The organism is Aliiroseovarius sediminilitoris (assembly GCF_900109955.1).
Taxonomy (GTDB): domain Bacteria; phylum Pseudomonadota; class Alphaproteobacteria; order Rhodobacterales; family Rhodobacteraceae; genus Aliiroseovarius; species Aliiroseovarius sediminilitoris.
Genome location: NZ_FOJB01000002.1, coordinates 39,991 through 56,970, shown reverse-complemented (window position 1 = coordinate 56,970; position 16,980 = coordinate 39,991). Strand labels below are relative to the sequence as shown.

Below are 16,980 nucleotides of genomic sequence, written 5' to 3'. Positions count from 1 at the left end.
ATACCCTTCATGCCCCGCTGAAACGTGCCTCGGCACGAGGCGGCTCGCAAGACAAATAGCGCGGAATGTCTGCTTAACTGCCGGACCCGCGATAATCCACGACGACAGGATAATGGTCCGACGGCCAGACCGGGCCGAGCCGTTCTCGGACCACCATGGCTTCGCCAATCGGCTGAAGCTTTTCAGTATGGGCAATATGATCTATCGCCCCAAACAGGTTCAGACCCCGATCCAGATGATAAGTTGCCCCCTTCACCGGCACAAAGGTCAAACCAGCCTGTTCAAGCTTGTCATGCAACGATGACCCGGCAAGTGCATTCAGATCGCCCGCAAGAATCACCGCCTCGTTTCCAGCGATCCACGGCACCATTCGATCGGTCATCAGAGCAACGGATCTTGTGCGGTTCTCACCACTGGAGTAATCCAGATGCGCATTCACCACGCGAAATTCCGCATCGTTTTGTCGGTCCCGGAACACAGCCCAGGATACGAATGCGGGGTAAGACCCGTCAAAGGTGCGGGAATAGATGACATCGGGTGTTTCAGACAGAAAGAACCACCCTTGCTCCAACAAATCGAACCGTTCGGTGCGATAGAAGATCGGTTGCGTTGAGGGAAAGACCCTCCAATCACCGACTGCCGCAGCACTGTAGTCCGGGTTTGTATCCAACAGCCACGACCGCGCCAGATTGACGGTATCGTCATCGCTGCCCTCGAACGTCTCCATCTCCTGAAATGCAACGATGTCTGCCTCAAGGGCTGCGAAAGTAGCGGCAAGCGGCGCTTTGCGCTGCTGCCATCGTTCCAGACCCCACCGCCCGTCGTCACGCCGCGCCATGATGTAATGGACGTTCCACGTGGCAACGCGCAGTGCATTCGCTGACGGCGAGACCAGCCCCGGCCCGCGAGATTGCCAAAGATATTGGGCACCCACGGTCGCGACCAGGACCAGTATCAACACCGAAACGATTATCAGGGATTTTCTCATCTCAGATCACAACCGGCAGATCAATCGATACGCGCAAGCCGCCTTCGTCCCGGTTGGTCAAAGCAATCTCTCCGCCATGGGCCGCGATAATGCCGCGTGCAATCGACAGCCCCAGTCCCGCGCCGCCCGTTTCAAGATTGCGGCTCAACTCGCCGCGGACAAAGGGTTCAAACATGGATTCACGGTCAGCGACAGGGATACCCGGCCCGTCATCGTCGATGGTGATCACTGCCCGGTGCCGCCGGACGTGCAGTGACAGGCGGGCGGCACCGCCATAGCGGGTGGCGTTGTCGATCAGGTTTCTGAACGCACGCGCAAGCGCAACCGGGCGCGCGGTGATCGTAACGGCGTCACCGGGGGCAAGGATCGCGCCCTGCTCGTCACACAGACGTGCCAACAGATCGCGCAGTTGAACCTGCTCGGCTGACTCAGCCTCTCTCGCGCCCTGGGCATAAGATACCAGCCCGTTCGCCATTACCGTCATTTCATCCAGCGTTCGGATCATCGCTGCGCCGTCTGGATCATCCAGAAGCTCGGCCCGAATCCTCAGACTGGTGATCGGGGTGCGCAGATCATGACCCACCGCGGCCAAGGTCCGCATCCGTTCAGCATCGAACCGGGCGATGCGGGATTGCATGTCGTTAAACGCAGCGGCAGCCTCGCGCATTTCGCGCGGCCCTTCCTCGGCCACATGAGCGGACCGGTCGCCATTGCCCGCGGCCCGCGCCGCCGTTGCCAGTTCACGAAGCGGTCGCGTCAGGCGGCGCAGAAACAGCAGCGACACCCCCAATACCGCGACAAGCGACAGACCCAGAACGATAAAGAAGACCTCTTCATCCAGCCCCGGCGGACGGGGGCGTTCCCCCCGTGACCGCACGTTTAACCATTGCGTTGTCCCGCCATCGGGCGATGCCAACAGGATCGAAACGGCAATGCTTTCGCTGCGATGACCGCCATCGCGATCCGGGCGCACCAAGATCGCGGCTTGAACGCGTCGTCCGTCCAGCGCATCCGTCAGGTCCTTGGTCAAAGCCGTTGATCGTGGTGCGGTCGGAACCTCTGTTACCACCGGTTCAGGGTCGACCGAAACGCGCGAAAACCGGGTGGACGCGTCGCGTGCGATGGCATGGCGCGAACCAGGCTCGGCTGCCTCGATGGCCGGAACCAGCGACACGATGCGCTCTGCCTCCCGCTCGATCAACGCGGCCCGATCCAGGCGACCCCTCTCGATCGACAGCAGCGCCAGCGCGATCAAGTTGGCGACCACAAGCGCCACGGTCAGCAGCAGGGCAAACCGGCCCGCGACCCCATCGGGTAAAAATCGGCGCAGGGCGGTCATTCTGCTTCGACGTCGGCGGCCAGACGGTATCCGCCGCCCCATTCCGTGACGATCAGCTTCGGCACTTTCGGGTCTTCCTCGATCTTGCGGCGCAAACGACTGACCGTGTTATCTATGGCACGGTCATAGGCCTTGGCATCCCGCCCAACCGTCAGATCCAACAGTCGATCACGGTTGAGCACCGTGTTGGGATGGTCTGCCAGTACCGCCAGAAGACGGCTTTCGCCTGTTGTCAGCTCGATATCGCGCCCGTCTTGGTGAACCAGCCGATGGGTGGTCGGGTCATGGGTCCAACCTGCAATCCGTGCCCGTCCCGTCGGCACCTTCGGCTCGGGCGGCGGCGCGCGTCGCAAGACGGCCCGGATACGCGCAAGCAACTCGCGCGGGTTGAATGGTTTGACGACGTAGTCATCGGCTCCAAGTTCAAGACCCACGATCCTGTCAGTCTCATCCGCCATCGCTGTCAACAGGATCACAGGCGGACCACCGCGCCCCACAAGCCAGCGGCACAGGCTCAGCCCGTCTTCGCCCGGCATCATCACGTCCAGAACAATCAGCGCCAGGTTCGCTTCCTCGATGATCCGGCGCGCTTCACCGGCATTTGCAGCCAGTTCTGTACGAAACCCTTGCTTGTGCAGGTACTGACCCAGCGGCTCGCGAATGTCGCGCGCATCATCAACGATTAGAATTTTCGGCTCAGACGCGTCCAACGGCTTCTCCTTTCGCGTGTTATAAGACAGTCGTAGCTGCATTGGGGGTGCATGCCTAGTATACGCACCCACCCAACAGGCCCTGATTTGTCGCAAAATGTGTCAAACCCCTGGGCCGCGACAACTGGCGACAAAATCGGGTTCGCCCTGACAAACCTTTTCGCGTCATCAGGTCCATATCGAGATCACCGGACGCGACATGCGTCCTCAATATCTCAGGATCGAAAAGGATCACACAATGAAAACGACCAAAATTCTTCCCATCGGATTTCTGACGCTTGGCCTGATCGGATCCGGGGTGATGATCGCGACTGCCCAAAACCTGCCGCCGCTGACCCCGGACGATCAAGCACAGGTCCAGATGCAATCCCAGAAACCAATGCAACGCGCCGATTATCGTGACGGCAAAGCAGGCCGCGACAGTGGCAAGGGCGACCGCATGGGTCGTCATGAAAAGCGCGGTGGCCACGGGATGCGTGGCGGTGATGGCATGAGAGGTGGCGGCGAAATGTTTCGCGGCCTGTTTGCACAGATAGACGCCGACGGAAACGGTTCGGTCACGCAGGAAGAGGTCGACGCTTTTCGCGCCGCGAAAGTGACCGAGGCCGATGTTTCGGGTGACGGTGCCCTGTCGATCGAAGAATTCGATACGCTCTACCGCGAATTCACCCGCTCGCGCATGGTCGATATGTTCCAGGATCTCGACGCGGATGGCGATGGCGTGATCAGCCCTGAAGAAGCCGACGCTCGCTTCGGAGATGTCGTGAACCGTATGGATCGCGACAATGACGGCGCACTGACCCTGACTGACAAGGCAGGTCGCCGCTGATCGGCTACGCATAAACAGCGGGCGGGCTGACTGGGCCGCCCGATACAGTTATGGAGCATCGAACATGCACGGACATCAACAACCCCACCCCGTGAAAACATCACCAATAACCGACGGTTCCACCCATTTCGGATCGGTGTCGAAGATCAACCACTGGATCACCGCAGCAATCTTTCTGGGCGCATTGGGCCTTGGCATCTTCATCGAAAACAGCGAACTGCCGCGCGAGGCGGTCAGCCCATATATGCAATGGCATAAAGCTTTTGGCGTCAGTGTTCTGATCTTTGGCCTGTGGCGTGTTGGCTGGCGGGTGGCGAACGGGTTCCCAAAACCAGTCGAACAGATGCCAGCCTGGCAAGACAGAACCGCGAAAGTGGTGCATGTTGGACTGCTGACGGCGATCCTTGCGATGCCCATCTCGGGCATCCTCATGTCCATCGCTGGCGGGCGCGATTTGTCCATCTGGGGGCTGACACTGTTGCCGTCTCTGGGCAAGATCGAATGGCTGGACACCGTCGCCAAGGCCGTCCACGAAACCGCACCCCCGGTGATCCTGCTTATGTTGGCGCTGCATATCTTTGGCGCGTTGAAGCATCATTTCATTGATCGAGACACCACCCTGCGTCGCATGACAGCCGGTTAGGACCGGTAATTTGTGTGGAAGTTGCATTCATTCCAACCGCACGCGCCGTAAGAGAATCATGACGCGTGTGCTAAACTTGGTAAAGGCGACACCGCGAGGTGGCGATCTTGGCTACTCCCGGATCATGCAACCAACCATATTCAAGCAACAGAGGAGAAAAAAATGACAGACCAACCTCAACGCAAGCGTGCGTCTGATTTCGATCCGCGCATTCTGGAAGTCTTCGATGGATACGTGCACGGCAAACTCAGCAAACGCGAATTTATTGCCAAGGCGGGCCGCTATGCTGCCGCCGGTGTTACAGGCGCGATGATCTTTGAACAGCTTCAGCCGAATTATGCTTTGGCCCAACAGGTGGCGCCGGACGACCCGGATATTGAAACCGAGGTCATCGAATATGAAAGCCCCGAAGGTCACGGCATGATCCGCGGTCTTATGGCCCGCCCAGCGGGTGCCGAAGGCCCTCTGCCCGCTGTTCTGGTCGTGCACGAGAACCGAGGTCTCAACCCCTATATCGAAGATGTGGTGCGCCGCACAGCCAAGGCCGGATATCTCGCGCTTGGGCCGGATGGGCTAACGCCACTTGGCGGCTATCCCGGCACGGACGACGAAGGTCGCGAGATGCAGCGACAGCTTGATGGCGCAAAACTGATGGAAGATTTCTTTGCCGCCTTCGAATACCTTCGCGACCATCAGGGCAGCACGGGTCGCGTCGGATGTGTCGGCTTCTGCTATGGCGGCGGCGTCAGCAACGCGCTGGCAGTGGCCTATCCCGATCTTGCCGCGTCGGTGCCGTTCTATGGCCGGCAACCCGCCGCCGAAGACGTGCCGCAGATCCAGGCCCCGCTGCTGATCCACTATGCGGAACTGGATGAACGGATCAACGCGGGCTGGGACGCTTATAAGGCGGCGCTGGATGAAAACGGAAAGGGCTATACCGTCCACTTCTATCCGGGCGTCAACCACGGCTTCCACAACGACACCACCCCGCGCTATGACGAAGATGCGGCAACTCTGGCGTGGGAGCGGACACTGGCCTTCTTCGACACCCATCTGACCGCCAGCTAGACGGTGCACCGGTCATCAAATCAGACAAAGCCCCGGCCCATCCGCGACCGGGGCTTTTCTGTTGGCCCACACTGGCACCAATCCCACAGCGGTCCGTTATCTCTTTGGCTTGCTTGTCTAAGTTCGGCTTTAATGCCAGAACATGAAAACCCGGCAAACGCGAGGAGGCGGCAGAAACCGCCCAACGCCAAGACGAAAGAGCCGCCTGATGAGCAAACTGATCTATATCCTCAACGGCCCGAACCTGAACCTGTTGGGCAATCGGCAACCTGACCTCTATGGGCACGAGACTCTGGCCGATATCGAAGCGCAATGTCAGACGGTCGCGGCATCTGCCGGTCTGTCGCAAAAGATGCTGCAATCCAACCACGAAGGTCAGATTGTCGATTGGATTCACGAGGCGCGGGAAGACGCCGCCGGGATCATCATCAACCCCGGTGCGCTCACGCATTATTCCATCGCAGTGCTGGACGCGCTGAACGCCTTTGATGGCCCGGTGATCGAGGTTCATGTCAGTCAGGTCCACAAACGCGAGCCCTTCCGGCACAAATCCTTCGTCAGCCTTCGCGCCGATGCGGTTATGGCCGGGTTCGGCACGCACGGATATGCCCTTGCCATGCAGCATGTGGCCCATCTTCTGGGCGGCAAGTAACTAGGCCGGGGCCGCATCGGCGCACTTGCGCTGTGTGTCCCCCACCTGCCGGACAATCGCCCCGACCTCCATCAGTTTTTCAGCCAACGGATTGGTCTTGCGCCACACCATGCCGATGCTGCGCGCGGGGCTGGGTGGCGTGAATCGGGCGATGGAAACCTGCGCCTGCCGCGTTTCCAGTGGCAACGCCATTTCGGGGATCAGCGTCACGCCCATCCCCGCCCCGACCATCTGCACCAGCGTTGACAGCGAACTGCCCTCCATCAAATAGCGTGGTTTGGTGGTTGAAACCTCGCAGAAGCTCAGCGCCTGATCGCGGAAGCAATGCCCCTCCTCCAACAGCAGCAATCGCATGTCCTGAAGCTTTTCCGGGCTGGGCACGGGTTTATCCGCCTCGCTAACCGGACGCACCAGCACGAAATCTTCCTTGAACAGCGCAAATTCCTGCAACGCGGGCTCGGAAATCGGAAGGGCGACAATGGCCGCATCAAGCCGCGAGTCAAGCAGATCAGCGATCAGTGACCTGGTAACGGACTCGCGCGGGTAAAGCTCCAGCGTGGGCAATTGGGTCGACAACGCAGCCATCACCTGTGGCAAAAGATAAGGCGCGACCGTCGGAATGATCCCAAGCCGCAACTGCCCCGCAAGCGGCCCCATGGCCGACCGCGCAAGATCGTCCAGCTCGCCCACCTGCACCAGTATCTTGCGCGCCCGATCCAAAAACGCTGTGCCAAGGCTGGTCAAACGGATGTTCCGCGATCCGCGTTCGACCAGCGGCGAACCAAGCATCGCCTCCAATTCCTTGATCTGCACCGATAGCGCGGGCTGCGAGATCCCACAGGCATCCGCAGCACGGCCAAAATGGGCATGGCGCGCGAGGGCATCGAAATATCGAAGATGCTTCAGGGTCAGACCGATCATAACCAAAGGTTATCGCTTCTGTAAGAATAATCAATTGGGATTTATAATTCAGTCGCGTTAGACTCATTCTAAGCTACGGAATCGCCGTAGCAATCATCCGATAGGGAGTAGATTATGGACGGAGACAACGTGATGAAGGGCGGCGGTTGCCCGGTCATGCATGGCGGCAACACCGGAATGGACAACCACCCGGCAAAATGGTGGCCCAAAACGCTGAACATAAGCATCCTGCATCAGCACGACGCGCGATCAAATCCCATGGATCCCGACTACAACCACCGCGAAGCGGTGAAGGCTCTGGATTTTCAAGGCGTCTGGGACGACGTCGACAAGCTGCTGACCGACAGCCAAAGCTGGTGGCCCGCCGACTGGGGGCATTATGGCGGGTTGTTCATCCGACTGTCATGGCATGTCGCCGGATCGTATCGTCTGGGCGATGGGCGCGGCGGTGCGGGCACCGGCAACCTGCGGTTTGAACCGCTGAACTCCTGGCCCGACAACGCCAGCCTTGATAAGGCGCGGCGCATCCTTTGGCCGGTGAAAAAGAAATACGGCAACGCGCTGTCCTGGGCCGACCTTCTGGTGCTGGCCGGGACGGTGGCCTATTCCAATATGGGTCTGAAAGTCTATGGCTTCGCCTTTGGGCGTGAAGACATCTGGGCCCCCGAGCTGGACATCAACTGGGGTGAAGACAGCGAAATGCTGGCCCCCACGGACGAACGGATCACCGATCTGGATGATGCAGACTCGCTCTATGATCCGCTTGCGGCGTCGCATATGGGCCTGATCTATGTGAACCCCGAAGGTGTGAACGGCGTGCCCGATCCCGCAAAGACGGGTAAATTCGTGCGCATGACATTCGCACGCATGGCGATGAACGACGAAGAAACCGCCGCCCTGACAGTGGGCGGACACACGGTTGGGAAAGCGCATGGCGGTCTGGCCGCAGATCAAGTCGGACCCGCCCCTGCGGGCTGCGATCTTGAGGCCGGCGGTTTTGGTTGGGCTGATCCCGGCTTCGACGGCAACGCCAACACAGCGCATACATCGGGGCTGGAAGGAGCTTGGACCACCAACCCGACCAAGTGGGACAATGGCTATCTTGACCTCTTGTTCGGCTATGAATGGGAGGTCAAGAAATCCCGCGCAGGTGCCAATCAGTGGGAACCGATCAACATCGCAGAAGAGCACAAGGTGCCGGACGCGACGGATCCTTCGATCAAGCACAACCCGATCATGACCGACGCGGATATGGCGATGAAGGTCGACCCGATCTATCGCGAAATTTGCGAACGGTTCCACAAAGACCCGGCATATCTGGCCGCGACCTTTGCCAAGGCATGGTTCAAGCTGACCCACCGCGACATGGGACCGAAGGCCAACTATATCGGTCCCTTCGTCCCCGAAGGCGATTTGATCTGGCAAGATCCGGTGCCCGCTGGGTCGACCGATTACGATGTCGACGCGGTGAAGGCAAAGATCGCCAAAAGCGGCCTGAGCATGGCCGAGATGATTGCCACCGCATGGGACAGCGCCCGCACCTATCGCGGCTCGGATATGCGCGGCGGGGCCAATGGTGCCCGCATCCGGCTTGCTCCGCAGAAAGACTGGCCGGGCAACGAACCGAAACGGCTGGCCAAAGTGCTGGGCATCCTTGAACCCATCGCTGCCGAGACCGGCGCGTCCATCGCCGACGTGATCGTTCTGGCCGGCAATGTCGGGGTCGAACAGGCGATCAAGGCCGCCGGGTCGGACGTTTCTGTGCCCTTCACCCCCGGTCGTGGTGACGCCACGGACGCGCAAACAGATGCTGATAGCTTCTCGGTGCTTGAACCCGTCGCGGATGGCTTCCGCAACTGGAAACGCGACGACCTGCCCGTCCACGCGGAAGAGCTGTTGCTCGACCGGGCGCAGCTTCTGGGCCTGACCGGGCATGAAATGACCGCGCTTGTCGGTGGGCTTCGTGTGCTGGGCGTCAACCATGGCGGCTCGAAACACGGGGTCTTCAGCCAGCGGGAAGGCCAGCTGACCACCGACTTCTTCCAGGTGCTGACCGATATGAGCTACAAATGGGTTCCCGCCAGCGAAGATGACACTTACGAGTTGCAGGACCGCCAGACAGGCGCGGTGAAATACACCGCAACCCGCGCTGATCTTGTGTTCGGATCAAACTCGATCCTGCGCGCCTATGCAGAAGTCTATGCTCAGGATGACAATGAAGCGAAATTCGTGCGCGACTTCGTGGCCGCCTGGACCAAGGTGATGAACGCCGACCGCTTCGATCTTCTGGCGTAAGAAACAGGGGCCGGGCGGATCAAACTTCGCCCGGCCCTTGCGCTTTCACTATGTCCGCGCCGCCTCAAAGGCTGACCACGCGGCTTCGAAGGCGTCAAAGTCGAACCCTTCCTGACGTGCTGGGTCCAGCACAAGTTTCTCGGTGTCCAACAGGCGCCGGATTGCGGCTTCCAAATCAGGCAATACGTCGGGCGGAATGACGAGCGCACCGTGGCGGTCGGCATGGACCAGATCGCCATCCGCGATGGTCAACCCGAAGACCGTCACCGGTTGCGCAATATCCTTTACATGGACGAACCCATGGCTGGGACCGATGGAGCCTGCAATCACCGGAAACCCGTCCGGCAGATCGCCAAGGTCACGCATAACCCCGTTGGTCAGCGCACCGGACAGGCCGAAACCCTTATGCACCGTCGTGTTGATCTCGCCCCAATAGGCGCCGATGCACCGGGGGAAATCCACGTCTTCAATCACCGCCAGCGCGGGGCGCGAACCTTGTGACATATGGCGGTAATAGTCCATGCGCCGTGCCTTGATGACTTCGGGCGCCTCGGTCGGCGGCGCGACGGCGGCGATCCGAGCGGTGCGGGCATAGCCCACAATGGCCGGGGCATCAGGGTGCGAGGCCAGCATCGTGCCACGGGTAAACGCGTCAAAGCCACGTTTGCCCTGCGCCACCTCGATGGCGTTGCAAACGGTGGGTGTATCGACCCGTTGCAGCATGGTCAAAAGAGTGTTGTCCATTCAGTCCTCCAGCCAGCGCGCCAGCGCCACGTTGGTTTTTTCGGGTTGCTCCAGCGTCGGCAGATGCCCCGCGCCGTCGATGATTTCAAGGTGAGCATCAGGGATCAGGTCCGCCATCAATTCGTGCCGCGCCACAGGACACAAAGTGTCATCCCGCCCGCACAGGACCAGCGCCGGAAGCTGCGTCGCCCGCAAGGTTTCAGCCTGATCGGGCCGGCCCATCAAAGCCCGCGACTGGGTCAAAAACACATGCGGACCAAGGTCCAGCGCCATCTCCATGCACAGATCGAGGATTTCCTGCCGGCGCGGGCCGTCGCTCAGGTAATTTGGCTTCATCTCGTCACGCATGACATGCGCCAGTTGGCCCTCGCGCACCTTTTGCATTTGCGGAAAACGACGGGCTTTGACGGCATCGGTTTCAGCCAACGGGTTGGTGTCCAGAAGGGCGATCCGCTCGACCCGATCGCGGGCCTGGCGCAATACTTCCATCGCGACGATGCCGCCCATGGACAGACCGGCCAGGGCAAAGCGCGGCGGGGCATCCGACAGCACAGCCTCGGCCAGTCGTTCAACGCGGTCATGTTCGGTGATGGGGGCGCTAACCACCATCCGCTGACCCGAAAAAGCGGCGAATTGCGGCGCAAACAGCCGCGCATCGCACATCATTCCGGGAAGCAGCACAAGGGGCGTCATTTGATCAGCGCGGCCCCCTCGGCCAAGGCCGAAAGCTTGGCATAGGCGATGTCAGGGTCGACAGCGCCAAAGCCCGCAAACGTGCCGAAACCACAGTCCGAACCCGCGATCACCCGATCCGCGCCGACAATGTCGGTGAACCGCTGGATGCGTTGGGCGACAAGTTCAGGATGCTCGACGAAATTGGTGGTGGTGTCGACGACGCCGGGCACCAGAATCTTGTCATCTGGGATGTCGCCATTGCGGTCGCGGAACGTGGTCCATTCATGCCCGTGGCGCGGGTTCGAGGTTTCAAACAGCACATAGCGCGATTTCGTTGCCATCAGCGTGTCGAACATCTTGGCCATCGGAATGTCGCAGCAATGCGGCCCCTCGTAATTGCCCCAGCAGATATGCACCCGCACCTTGTCGGCAGGGACGTCCAACAGCGCGTGGTTCAACGCCTCGACATGCAGGTTCGCGACCTTGATGAACTCGTCATCCGTCAAGTCGGTGAACAGCATGTGGCGCGACAGGGCAAGGTCGGGGCAATCCAGTTGCAGGTCCAGCCCCGAGGCCACGATGGTCTCGTATTCCGCCTTCATCGCGTCGGCCAGCGCGGCCAGATAAGCCTCGCGCGATGTGTAGTAGTCATTCTGAAGGAACAGCGAGATCACACCGGGGCTGGCGGCGTTCATGAAGCCGCGCTCTGCCCCATGTTCGTCCATCGCGGCTTTCAGGTTCGCGATGTCCTTTTCAAGCTCGCCCTGACCTTTTGATTTCACCTCACCCACGCACATGGGGCGTGCATATTGTGGGGTGCCGCCATCATCGGCCAGCCGTTTCAGGAAGCCCGGAAACATTTTCAGGTCGGCCGGCGCATTGCGCGGGCTGTCGCCGTCAAACCCGGTATAGCGGTCCTTGACATAGGTGGCGTAAGAGATCTTCGACGTCTCACCGTCCGATACGATGTCAATCCCCGCCGCCACCTGTTTGCGCACGGTGTCGGACACGGCCTGCGTCATGCAGGCATCGAACGCGTCGGGGTCATAGGCGGTGCCGTTCTCACGGGCGAAGATGAAATCCACCACCTTCTGACTGCGCGGCAAGGAGCCCACATGGGTTGTTTTGATACGTGTCATAATGGGCTCCTCACAGTTTCTTATTTGCCAGACCAGGTCAGGCCCGCCGGATCATCAGTCGTGCGGACACGATAAAGGCTCGCCTCGCCTGTCATGGACGGCGCAAGCGCATGGGACTCGCCCGGATTGATCAGACAGGTGTCGCCGGGGTTCAGCACGGTTTCCCCGCCCTCATACCGCAGTTTCCAATGACCACGCATGGGCATCAGAACCGTGGGTTTGTCGTGGCTGTGCATTTCGTCGGGGATCGAGACGCGGGTCAGGAACTCAACCTCGAACCCCGGTTTGTCGCGCAAAAGCCCATCCTCGCCGATGACTTTCGCGGGTTTCTTGCCCGCCAGCGCCATCAAGTCCCAATACCGGGCGACATAGTCGCGCACGACATTTTCGACCGGCACTTCGGGGAAGGCCTTCAGCTCTTCTTCGGTCAGAAGTGGCATGGGTTTCACACCATCCGGCAGGCTTTGACCCTTCTTGGAGTCGTAAAGCGCACCGTTATCCCCCAACACAAGCCCATGGTCCTTGGCGTCTTCGATCACCTGCGGGGCCCAGGTCACGCCGCCGCCCGCGTCGTCGCCGCCCAACACAGCCATGATCATGCCATAGTCGGTGCCGATGTTTTCAAATCCGCGAAAAATGCCGGTGGGGATGTTGAAAATATCGCCTTCTTCGGCCACGAATTCGCCCGCTGTGCCATAGCGGCCCCAGAAGAACCGCCAACGTCCCTTGAGGACAAAGAACACCTCGGCGGTGGTATGGGAATGCAGCGAGTTGCGGCATTTCGGCGGTTGCCCCGCCGCGCCGATGTTGAAGCCGATCTGATCGGTGATGTGAACGTGCTGATCTGGGCTTTCACTGACGCCGCCGCCGATGATGGTGAAGTTTTCCTTCTGGTCCGAGCCCGGCGTGTGGGCGTCGATGAAGGCGGTTTTGCAGGGTTGCAGCTCGCCATAGCGAACGATGCGGTCTTGGATGTTGCTCATTGGTCTGTCTCCTATCGGGTTGGGTTTGTGTGGATCAAACCCGGACACCGGGCGGGTGGTCATTCAACCGCCGCGCGCGCCGGGACGCGCAGAAGTTATGAAACCTGCGTGCGGCCTGACCCGCGTCCAGATGAAGAGCGTCGGTTGACACTTACACCTCTCCGGTTTGCAACAGGATCTGTTTCCAGATCGCGGTTTCATCGAACAGAGTGAATTCCCGCCGCAAACCCCACGGCCCGAACTCGGCATGGCTTGCGCCCAGCACATAGACCTCGGCCCCGGTCGGCACGCCGAAAACGCCCCAGCCGTCATGCTTGCCGTGCAACGTCCAACGCAGCGCGGCGCGCGGCGGCATCAACGGATCATCGCGCCCGATCTGGTGGTGGATGGTGAAGGTGGCATTCGGGAAGGATGCACGCAGCCCCATCCAGAACCGATCCACCGGCCCCCAGCTGTGACCTGTGGCACCGCCCGGATATTCCGATTGCACCGCGCGGTCATACTCGGATTCGATCGCGGTCATGTCGGCATTCATGATGCGCGTCAGGATGTCGGCGTATTTCTGGCCCCATTCATTGTCATTACCGTTGCCCTTATAGGGGCCGGGCTTGTCATTGGCGGGGGTGAAGGGTTTCACGCAACGCTCTGGCCCGCCCTCACGCGCGATCAGGTCACTTGCATAATCCTTCGGTTCCCACCCCATCTGGCGCACAATCGCGCCCTGGTCGCGGATCAGCCATTCATCATTGATCTGGTTGTTGATCGCGTGGCAGTCCGCGATGATGCGATAGGCCAGCTTGTTCCCAGTCGCCTTGCCATAAACCCCATCGCCCAGATGCGTCGCGGTCGAAAACAACCGGTGCGAGGACAACATCCCCTCTTCCGGGGTGCCCGACCAGATTACATCTTCGCCCAGCAGGGTGCGGTCGGGAAACTCTGCCAGCGTGGCCATGGTCGCGCCGATGACATCCTGATTGCCCACCACGACCGAGGCAGGCGAGCGCACAACGATATCGGGTGCATAGTAGTCATGCAGCGTGGCGATGCCGCGATCTTCCCAGATTTCCTTGGTGATCCCGATGATATAGTCGGGGAAATCCTTGAACTTGCTGTCAAAACCCTTCATTCGCTCCATCCTTCCGGTTTGCGGGCCGAGCCGCGCACGACTAGCGGGCCGTCAATTTCAATCTTTTGCGGGCCTTTCCCGGTGCCGTCGATTTCCGCCAGAAGCAGGCCGACGGTTTCGGCCACCATACGGTTGGCGGGTTGGCGCACGGTGGTCAGGTCATAGGCGGGCCAGCCGGCAATCGGCACATCGTCGTAGCCAACGACCGACACGTCACCGGGCACCGACAGGCCAAGATCTGACCGCAATACATCCATCACCGCGAAGGCCATGTGATCGTTGCAGACAAACACCGCGTCGGGCCGATCATCGCCCGAGAACATCTGCCGTGCGGCCTCGGCAGCGCGGTCAGAACGGAAATCCCCCACGGCGCGGCTGTGAAGCGAAACACCGGCCGCAGCCAGTCCGGTCCGGAACCCAGCCTCGCGGTCACGCTGGGTCGACGCCCCTTCCCACCCCGCGATGTAGCCGATTTTCCGGTGCCCCGCCGCGATCAGGAACTCGGCTATCTTGCGCCCGCCCGCGACATTGTTCGACGCGACCGAGGACAGGTCCGGCCCGTCCTGCGACCGGTTGAACAGGACAATCGGCACCCCGGCCTTGCGGCAGCGGTCGGTCAGATCCGACGACATGGCGACCGAGGCGGTGATGATCCCATCGACCTGATAATCCAGAATTTCCTCGACCACGTCGCTGATGTCACCGGACGTGCTGGAAGCCATGAAAATCAGGATGTGATAGCCCTGTTCCTGCAACGCATTGGACAGTTTTTCCAAGGCTTCGGGATAGAAGTGGTTTTCCAGATAGGCCACGACCAGGCCGATTATCCGGCTTTTGCCCGACACCATCGCGCGCGCCAGCGAATTGGGGCGATAGCCCAGTTCATCCGCAGCTTTCCTGACCTTCTCAACCGTGCGCTTCGACGCGGAGGCGCCGGGGGTAAACACCCGGCTGACGGCAGATTGGCTGACGCCCGCGCGCTGTGCAACTTGGGCTGAGGTCACTTTGCTCATTCTGCGGTCCATCCCCCGTCGATCATCAAGGCCGTGCCGGTGACAAGGCTGGACGCGTCCGAGGCCAGGAATTGCACCGCGCCCATGATATCCTCGACCTCACCCACGCGACCCAGCTTGATCTTGTCTTCGATCCAGGCGCGTTTGTCCGGCTGCTCAAAGGTGGATCGGGTCAAGTCTGTCAGGATGAAAGTCGGGCAGATCGTGTTGACGCGGATGCCCGCCCTGCCCCATTCGATCGCCATCGACTTGGTGAAGCCCTCGACCGCGTGTTTGGTCGCGCAATAGACCGCCCGGTCCACCCCGCCCACATGCGCCATTTGCGAGGATATGTTGATCAGGCTGCCGGGCTTTCCGGCTGCAATCAGCCCCTTCGCCACCGCTTGGGTCAGGAAATAAGCGCCCTTGATGTTCAAGTCGGACACCGCGTCGAAATCCGCTTCGGTGGTCTCGGTCGCGGGACTGTGGCGCGCCAGTCCGGCGGAGTTCACGAGCACATCAAAGGGTCCGTTTCCCGCAATCGCCGCCTGCGTGCCCGCAATATCGGACACGTCCAACGGCAGCGCACGGGCAGACATACCCGCAGCCGTCATTTCGCCGACCAGCGCCTTCAACGCATCGGCGCGCCGGGCGGCCAGAACCACTTCGGCCCCGGCTTCGCCCAAAGCAGCCGCGCACGCCAGGCCGATCCCGGAACTGGCCCCGGCCACAAGCGCGCGACGACCATCAAGTCGAAACGAGGGGGTTTTGGGCAGTTTATCCATCAGCTCATTCCATCAGGGATATTAAGGCGCCCCATATGGCGCACCTTGTTGAACTCCCGCAGACGTGCAAACACGTCCACACCCAACTGGTCATATGCATCCAGCAGGTCGACCAACACCCAGTTTTCCCGGATCTTGCCGTTTTCAATGCGCCAGAAATCAAGGCTGCGCATGGTGATCTTCTTGCCCGACGGCGCGATGCCCAGCCAGCCGCCATGGGTGACGGTCTGGATCATGTCAGGCCACCCGGTCACGGCAGCATAATCGCCATCGCCAAAGAAGTGATAGTCGATCTGGTCCACATATTTGCCGCGATCCGGCATCCCCGACAGAAACGGGATTTGATGCCAGTTGCGGAACCCCCGGATACCGCGACCGGTGCCGATGCCCGATGGGCCATACCAGCTCATCTTCTCGTGCCAGAACCTGTCCATCTCCATCACTTCGGGGCCGCCCTGGCTGGGGTGGCGCTTCATATGTTCCAGCATGTCGATGATATGCTGACGGGACGCGGTGCCCTTGTTCATGTCATAGGGGCCGGTCAGGATACCATCACAGGTGGCCGGACCCGGCACATGCCATTCGCGCCCAAGCGACGGGGCCAGCGGCCAGGCATGGGCCTGCATCATCACCTCGGGAATGTCCCACAGGCCCTGAAATTCGACGATCTTGCCGTCTTCGATGCGGAAGAACTCGTGAAACCTCATATGGACCTGATGACCGGTGGGGGGGATGTCCAGCCACGGGGCCTCGAACGTGCCGGTGTAATAGCCACCACAGCCGACCCATTCCGCGCCGTCTTCGTCCGGTCCGGCCATGACGATATAATCACGCCGCTCCAGATCCGGCCAGGCGTCCAGCAGGTCGCGATAGGCAGTGTCACAAAAGGCGCCGGCCCCGATGCTGTCGCCAAACGGGAAACACAGGTGAAACACCGCATCCGGTGCACAGGCGTCTGCCAGCGCCTTGCGCAGTTTGCCCGCGTCAAAATCATACATCGCCGCCCGCACAGGTGCGATCAGAGCCTTGTTCTTGCTTTGAACATCCATTTTCGTTGTCTCATGTGTTGGCGGGGTGTCGTTTCGCGATCC

17 protein-coding genes are annotated in these 16,980 nt (G+C 60.5%); 5 read left to right on the top strand and 12 right to left on the bottom strand.

Annotation, left to right across the window (positions count from 1 at the left end; all coding sequences use genetic code 11):
* Window positions 1-73: 73 nt before the first annotated feature.
* From BMY55_RS15340 to BMY55_RS15330, 3 genes are read right to left on the bottom strand one after another with little or no spacing between them, the layout of a single operon-like run.
* Window positions 74-988, bottom strand: coding sequence for an endonuclease/exonuclease/phosphatase family protein (locus BMY55_RS15340; protein WP_091432876.1), 915 nt, complete (start codon window positions 986-988; stop codon window positions 74-76).
* Window position 989: 1 nt separating this feature from the next.
* Window positions 990-2,327, bottom strand: coding sequence for an ATP-binding protein (locus tag BMY55_RS15335; protein WP_177179390.1), 1,338 nt, complete (start codon window positions 2,325-2,327; stop codon window positions 990-992).
* Entirely contained in the window at window positions 2,324-3,037 is a 714-nt protein-coding gene (locus tag BMY55_RS15330; protein WP_091433199.1) for a response regulator, read from the bottom strand. The genes BMY55_RS15335 and BMY55_RS15330 overlap by 4 nt, the downstream gene beginning before the upstream one ends.
* 238 nt (window positions 3,038-3,275) lie before the next feature.
* Between BMY55_RS15330 and BMY55_RS15325 the strand changes: the two genes are divergently transcribed.
* The 4 genes from BMY55_RS15325 to aroQ all read left to right on the top strand — a co-directional run bounded on the left by BMY55_RS15325 (window position 3,276) and on the right by aroQ (window position 6,229).
* Window positions 3,276-3,866 carry an EF-hand domain-containing protein gene (locus tag BMY55_RS15325; RefSeq protein WP_177179388.1) on the top strand — a complete coding sequence of 197 codons (591 nt, stop codon included), beginning with the start codon at window positions 3,276-3,278 and terminating at the stop codon, window positions 3,864-3,866.
* Between the two features lie 91 nt (window positions 3,867-3,957).
* Window positions 3,958-4,509, top strand: a complete 552-nt coding sequence (locus BMY55_RS15320; RefSeq protein ID WP_245744788.1) for a cytochrome b — start codon at window positions 3,958-3,960, stop codon at window positions 4,507-4,509.
* Between the two features lie 162 nt (window positions 4,510-4,671).
* Window positions 4,672-5,577: a YghX family hydrolase gene (gene yghX / locus BMY55_RS15315; protein WP_091432866.1), complete on the top strand. Its 906-nt coding sequence runs from the start codon at window positions 4,672-4,674 to the stop codon at window positions 5,575-5,577.
* A gap of 208 nt (window positions 5,578-5,785) precedes the next feature.
* Window positions 5,786-6,229 (top strand): type II 3-dehydroquinate dehydratase, encoded by a 444-nt coding sequence (aroQ, locus tag BMY55_RS15310; RefSeq protein WP_091432863.1) that lies wholly within the window; start codon window positions 5,786-5,788, stop codon window positions 6,227-6,229.
* On the opposite strand, the gene BMY55_RS15305 is transcribed toward aroQ, so the two are convergent.
* Window positions 6,230-7,150, bottom strand: a complete 921-nt coding sequence (locus BMY55_RS15305; RefSeq protein WP_091432860.1) for a hydrogen peroxide-inducible genes activator — start codon at window positions 7,148-7,150, stop codon at window positions 6,230-6,232. It lies immediately after the preceding gene.
* Window positions 7,151-7,264: 114 nt separating this feature from the next.
* Between BMY55_RS15305 and katG the strand changes: the two genes are divergently transcribed.
* Window positions 7,265-9,445, top strand: a complete 2,181-nt coding sequence (katG, locus tag BMY55_RS15300) for a catalase/peroxidase HPI (RefSeq protein ID WP_091432857.1) — start codon at window positions 7,265-7,267, stop codon at window positions 9,443-9,445.
* A gap of 48 nt (window positions 9,446-9,493) precedes the next feature.
* On the opposite strand, the gene BMY55_RS15295 is transcribed toward katG, so the two are convergent.
* From BMY55_RS15295 to BMY55_RS15260, 8 genes are all read right to left on the bottom strand, one after another.
* Entirely contained in the window at window positions 9,494-10,189 is a 696-nt protein-coding gene (locus BMY55_RS15295; protein ID WP_091432854.1) for an RraA family protein, read from the bottom strand.
* Entirely contained in the window at window positions 10,190-10,882 is a 693-nt protein-coding gene (locus BMY55_RS15290; RefSeq protein WP_091432850.1) for an alpha/beta fold hydrolase, read from the bottom strand.
* Window positions 10,879-12,003 (bottom strand): cobalamin-independent methionine synthase II family protein, encoded by a 1,125-nt coding sequence (locus BMY55_RS15285; protein WP_091432848.1) that lies wholly within the window; start codon window positions 12,001-12,003, stop codon window positions 10,879-10,881. Before BMY55_RS15285 ends, BMY55_RS15290 begins: the two co-directional genes overlap by 4 nt.
* Window positions 12,004-12,023: 20 nt before the next feature.
* A complete protein-coding gene (locus BMY55_RS15280) occupies window positions 12,024-12,986 on the bottom strand; it encodes a cupin domain-containing protein (RefSeq protein ID WP_091432845.1) in 963 nt (320 codons plus the stop codon).
* A gap of 151 nt (window positions 12,987-13,137) precedes the next feature.
* Window positions 13,138-14,112, bottom strand: a complete 975-nt coding sequence (locus BMY55_RS15275) for a nuclear transport factor 2 family protein (protein WP_091432842.1) — start codon at window positions 14,110-14,112, stop codon at window positions 13,138-13,140.
* A complete protein-coding gene (locus BMY55_RS15270; protein ID WP_091432839.1) occupies window positions 14,109-15,125 on the bottom strand; it encodes a LacI family DNA-binding transcriptional regulator in 1,017 nt (338 codons plus the stop codon). The genes BMY55_RS15275 and BMY55_RS15270 overlap by 4 nt, the downstream gene beginning before the upstream one ends.
* Window positions 15,122-15,889: an SDR family NAD(P)-dependent oxidoreductase gene (locus BMY55_RS15265; RefSeq protein WP_091432836.1), complete on the bottom strand. Its 768-nt coding sequence runs from the start codon at window positions 15,887-15,889 to the stop codon at window positions 15,122-15,124. Before BMY55_RS15265 ends, BMY55_RS15270 begins: the two co-directional genes overlap by 4 nt.
* The gene (locus BMY55_RS15260; protein ID WP_091432835.1) at window positions 15,889-16,938 is read right to left on the bottom strand and encodes an ester cyclase; all 1,050 of its coding nucleotides are present in this window, start codon (window positions 16,936-16,938) and stop codon (window positions 15,889-15,891) included. Before BMY55_RS15260 ends, BMY55_RS15265 begins: the two co-directional genes overlap by 1 nt.
* Between the last annotated feature and the right edge of the window lie 42 nt (window positions 16,939-16,980).

Coding starts and splice junctions, on each gene's coding strand:
- BMY55_RS15285 (WP_091432848.1), bottom strand. CDS start 12,003: ATGACACGTATCAAAACAACCCATGTGGGCTCCTTGCCGCGCAGTCAG.
- BMY55_RS15295 (WP_091432854.1), bottom strand. CDS start 10,189: ATGGACAACACTCTTTTGACCATGCTGCAACGGGTCGATACACCCACC.
- BMY55_RS15275 (WP_091432842.1), bottom strand. CDS start 14,112: ATGAAGGGTTTTGACAGCAAGTTCAAGGATTTCCCCGACTATATCATC.
- BMY55_RS15270 (WP_091432839.1), bottom strand. CDS start 15,125: ATGAGCAAAGTGACCTCAGCCCAAGTTGCACAGCGCGCGGGCGTCAGC.
- BMY55_RS15305 (WP_091432860.1), bottom strand. CDS start 7,150: ATGATCGGTCTGACCCTGAAGCATCTTCGATATTTCGATGCCCTCGCG.
- BMY55_RS15280 (WP_091432845.1), bottom strand. CDS start 12,986: ATGAGCAACATCCAAGACCGCATCGTTCGCTATGGCGAGCTGCAACCC.
- BMY55_RS15290 (WP_091432850.1), bottom strand. CDS start 10,882: ATGACGCCCCTTGTGCTGCTTCCCGGAATGATGTGCGATGCGCGGCTG.
- BMY55_RS15265 (WP_091432836.1), bottom strand. CDS start 15,889: ATGGATAAACTGCCCAAAACCCCCTCGTTTCGACTTGATGGTCGTCGC.
- katG (WP_091432857.1), top strand. CDS start 7,265: ATGGACGGAGACAACGTGATGAAGGGCGGCGGTTGCCCGGTCATGCAT.
- BMY55_RS15335 (WP_177179390.1), bottom strand. CDS start 2,327: ATGACCGCCCTGCGCCGATTTTTACCCGATGGGGTCGCGGGCCGGTTT.
- aroQ (WP_091432863.1), top strand. CDS start 5,786: ATGAGCAAACTGATCTATATCCTCAACGGCCCGAACCTGAACCTGTTG.
- BMY55_RS15340 (WP_091432876.1), bottom strand. CDS start 988: ATGAGAAAATCCCTGATAATCGTTTCGGTGTTGATACTGGTCCTGGTC.
- BMY55_RS15260 (WP_091432835.1), bottom strand. CDS start 16,938: ATGGATGTTCAAAGCAAGAACAAGGCTCTGATCGCACCTGTGCGGGCG.
- yghX (WP_091432866.1), top strand. CDS start 4,672: ATGACAGACCAACCTCAACGCAAGCGTGCGTCTGATTTCGATCCGCGC.
- BMY55_RS15325 (WP_177179388.1), top strand. CDS start 3,276: ATGAAAACGACCAAAATTCTTCCCATCGGATTTCTGACGCTTGGCCTG.